The sequence below is a fragment of the Anaerotignum faecicola genome, assembly GCA_024460105.1.
GTDB lineage: Bacteria > Bacillota > Clostridia > Lachnospirales > Anaerotignaceae > JANFXS01.
Window position 1 is genome coordinate 1 of sequence record JANFXS010000184.1, and the last position, 493, is coordinate 493.

The 493-nt window shown below is 55.8% G+C and carries 2 protein-coding genes; both read left to right on the top strand.

The window, feature by feature from the left end:
* On the top strand, positions 1–128 hold a 128-nt coding region (locus tag NE664_13425; GenBank protein ID MCQ4727633.1), incomplete at its 5' end, for a ribonuclease Z.
* Positions 129–141: 13 nt separating this feature from the next.
* Positions 142–493: tRNA (adenosine(37)-N6)-threonylcarbamoyltransferase complex transferase subunit TsaD (locus NE664_13430; protein ID MCQ4727634.1), on the top strand; the 352-nt coding region annotated here is incomplete at its 3' end.

Here is a 493-nt window from a genome sequence, read left to right on the forward strand (position 1 = left end):
GGCTGACCCATTACAGCCCCTCCCTGACGAGGCCTGAGGAGTTTATGGACAAGGTAAGAGAGATCTTTCCGCGGGCAAAGGCGGCAAAGGACGCATGGACCGCGGAACTGGAATTCGATGAAGACTGATGAGGCAGAGGAAATGAAAAAGAATCACACTGAGGAAGATATCTATATACTGGCGATTGAGAGCTCCTGTGATGAGACTGCGGCGGCAGTGGTGAAGAACGGCCGGGAAGTGCTGTCCAACATTATCTCCTCCCAGATCGCCCTTCACACGATCTATGGAGGGGTAGTGCCGGAGATCGCGTCAAGAAAGCATATTGAAAAGATCAACCAGGTAGTGGAAGCGGCGCTCTCGGAAGCGGGGATGACGCTGGAGGAGATGGACGCCGTGGGCGTGACTTACGGACCGGGCCTGGTAGGTGCGCTTCTGGTGGGGGTAGCCGAGGCAAAGGCTATCGCTTATGCAGCTAAGAAGCCGCTGGTTGGAG